Below are 2,608 nucleotides of genomic sequence, written 5' to 3'. Positions count from 1 at the left end.
ACCGTCCAACACCTACCTGACCGCCGATGGCGCCTATGTGGTGATCGCCGGCAACAGCGACCCGATCTACAAGCGCCTGATGCTCGCCATCGGCCGCGCCGACCTGGCCGAAGCGCCGGAGTTTGCCCACAACGATGGCCGCGCTGCCAAGAGCGGCCTGCTGGACGCCGCCATCACCCACTGGACCAGCAGCCTGCCCATCGACCAGGTGCTCAGTGCCCTGGAAGCCGCCGAAGTACCGGCGGGGCGCATCTATTCAGTGGCCGATATCGTCGCCGATCCGCACTACCAGGCCCGCGATATGCTGCTCAGCGCCGACCTGCCCGGCGGCCTCACGGTGAAGATGCCCGGTATCGTGCCCAAACTGTCGGAAACCCCCGGCGCGGTGAATTGGCAGGGCCCGAGCCTGGGCCAGCACACTGATTCAATCCTCGGCGACCTGGGCCTGAGCGGCGCCGATATTCAACGCCTGAAATCCTCGGGAGTGGTGCAATGAAAAACTATTCCGATGCGCTGATCGTGCAGGAAGTCTCGCCCCGTGACGGCCTGCAAATCGAGCCGACCTGGGTCGAGACTGTCGACAAGATCGCGTTGATCGATCAACTGTCCATGGCCGGGTTTTCCCGGATCGAAGCCGGCTCGTTCGTGTCGCCCAAGGCCATCCCTGCGTTGCGCGATGGTGAACAGGTTTTCCAGGGCATCACCCGTCATCCCGGGGTTATCTACGTGGCGTTGATCCCCAACCTCAAGGGTGCCCAGCGTGCCATCGAGTCCCGGGCCGATGAGTTGAACCTGGTGATGTCCGCCAGCCAGACCCACAACCTGGCGAATATGCGCATGCGTTGCGAAGCCTCGTTGGCGGCGTTCGGCGATATCGTGAGCTTTGCTGCCGAGCACCCGGTGCGCCTCAACGGCAGCATCGCTACCACTTTTGGTTGCCCGTTCGAGGGCAAGATCGATGAGGACCGCGTGCTGCAATTGGTCGACGCCTACCGCGAGCTGGGCATCCAGGGCATCAGCCTGGCCGACACCACCGGCATGGCCAATCCGCGTCAGGTCGAGCGCCTGGTCAAGCGTGTGCTCGAATGTGTTCCGGCGAGCGACCTGACCCTGCATTTCCACAACACCCGCGGCCTGGGTTTGTGCAATGTGCTGGCCGCCTACGAGGCCGGTGCGCGACGGTTTGATGCGGCATTGGGCGGCCTCGGCGGTTGCCCGTTTGCGCCCGGCGCGTCGGGCAATATCTGCACTGAAGACCTGGTCAACCTGTGTGATGAAGTCGGGATCCACACCGGCATCGACCTGCCGCACCTGCTGAAAATGTCGCGGCAACTGCCGGCCTTGCTGGGCCATGAGTTGCCGGGCCAGGTGGCCAAGGCCGGGCGCAATTGCGACCTGCATCCGCCACCGGCCTACATCGCCACCTTGTAAGCCGTAACCAGACAACAAAAACAATCGGACGCCTGCGAGCAGTCCGCTGGAGAGAATCGATGAGCCTTAATACGTTGGAGGCCGGCGTGCGCCCGGCCGCTGAACACGATGCCGAAAAAGCCCTGGTCAGCAAGGTCGCCTGGCGCCTGATGCCGCTGATCATGGTCTGCTATCTGTTCGCGTTTTTTGACCGCATCAACATCAGCTTCGCCAAGTTCCAGCTACAGGCCGATCTGAGCCTGAGTGACACCGCCTATGGTCTCGGCGCCGGGCTGTTTGTGGTGGGCTATGTGATCTTTGAAGTGCCGAGCAACATGATGCTGTACAAGGTCGGCGCCCGCCGCTGGATCGCTCGCATCATGATGTCGTGGGGGCTGGCGACGGCCGCTATGGTGTTCGTCACGGCCGAATGGCAGTTCTACGGCCTGCGTTTCATCATCGGTGCGATGGAGGCCGGGTTTGCCCCGGGCGTGCTGTATTACCTGACGTTGTGGTTCCCGCAGCACTTCCGTGGGCGCATCACGTCGATGCTGTTCCTGGCGTCGGCGTTTGCCGGGCTGGTGGGCGCGCCGTTCTCCGGGCTGGTGCTGGAACACCTCGACGGTGTGCTGCAAATGCGCGGCTGGCACTGGTTGTTCTTGCTCGGTGGCTTGCCCTGTGTGGGCCTGGGGTTCCTGGTGCTCAAGCTGCTCAAGGACCGTATCGAGGATGCCCACTGGCTGACCCCGTCGGAGAAGACGTTGCTGGCCAGTCGCATTGCCGTGCATGAACCCCACAAGAGCGGTGGCTCGTTGCTGGCTGCATTGCGTATCCCAGGCTTCCTGATGCTGGGTTTTATCTACTTCCTGATCCAGGTGGCGTCCTACGGGTTGAACTTCTGGGCGCCGCAACTGATCCGCAGCGCCGGCACCCAGAGCCCGGTGATGATCGGCTTGCTGACGGCGATTCCCTACGTCTGCGGCGCCATCAGCATGGTGGTGATCGGACGCTTGTCCGACGCCACCGGCGAACGTCGCAAGTTCGTCAGCGGCCTGGTGGCGCTGGGGGCGGTGGGGTTCTTCTGTGCCGGGATCTTTGCCGATCACACCACGTTCCTGATCGTCGCCCTGAGCTTGCTGGGCGCGGGGATCATCGCTTCGATCCCGACGTTCTGGACGCTGCCGCCGAAGTTGTTGGC

The 2,608-nt window shown here is 63.2% G+C and carries 3 protein-coding genes; all 3 read left to right on the top strand.

Going from position 1 to position 2,608, the window contains the following annotated elements; translation table 11 throughout:
* A partial coding sequence (locus HX846_RS32270; protein WP_178966956.1) for a CoA transferase occupies positions 1 to 496 on the top strand: 496 nt, incomplete at its 5' end.
* The gene (locus HX846_RS32265; protein WP_178966955.1) at positions 493 to 1,431 is read left to right on the top strand and encodes a hydroxymethylglutaryl-CoA lyase; all 939 of its coding nucleotides are present in this window, start codon (positions 493 to 495) and stop codon (positions 1,429 to 1,431) included. The genes HX846_RS32270 and HX846_RS32265, both read left to right, overlap by 4 nt.
* A gap of 59 nt (positions 1,432 to 1,490) precedes the next feature.
* The coding region (locus HX846_RS32260) for an MFS transporter (RefSeq protein ID WP_178966954.1) at positions 1,491 to 2,608 on the top strand (1,118 nt) is incomplete at its 3' end.

This window comes from Pseudomonas sp. K5002 (genome assembly GCF_013386655.1).
In the GTDB taxonomy this organism is placed as follows: domain Bacteria; phylum Pseudomonadota; class Gammaproteobacteria; order Pseudomonadales; family Pseudomonadaceae; genus Aquipseudomonas.
The sequence above is the reverse complement of the archived record's forward strand: the minus strand, read 5'-3'. Positions and strand labels throughout refer to the sequence as shown.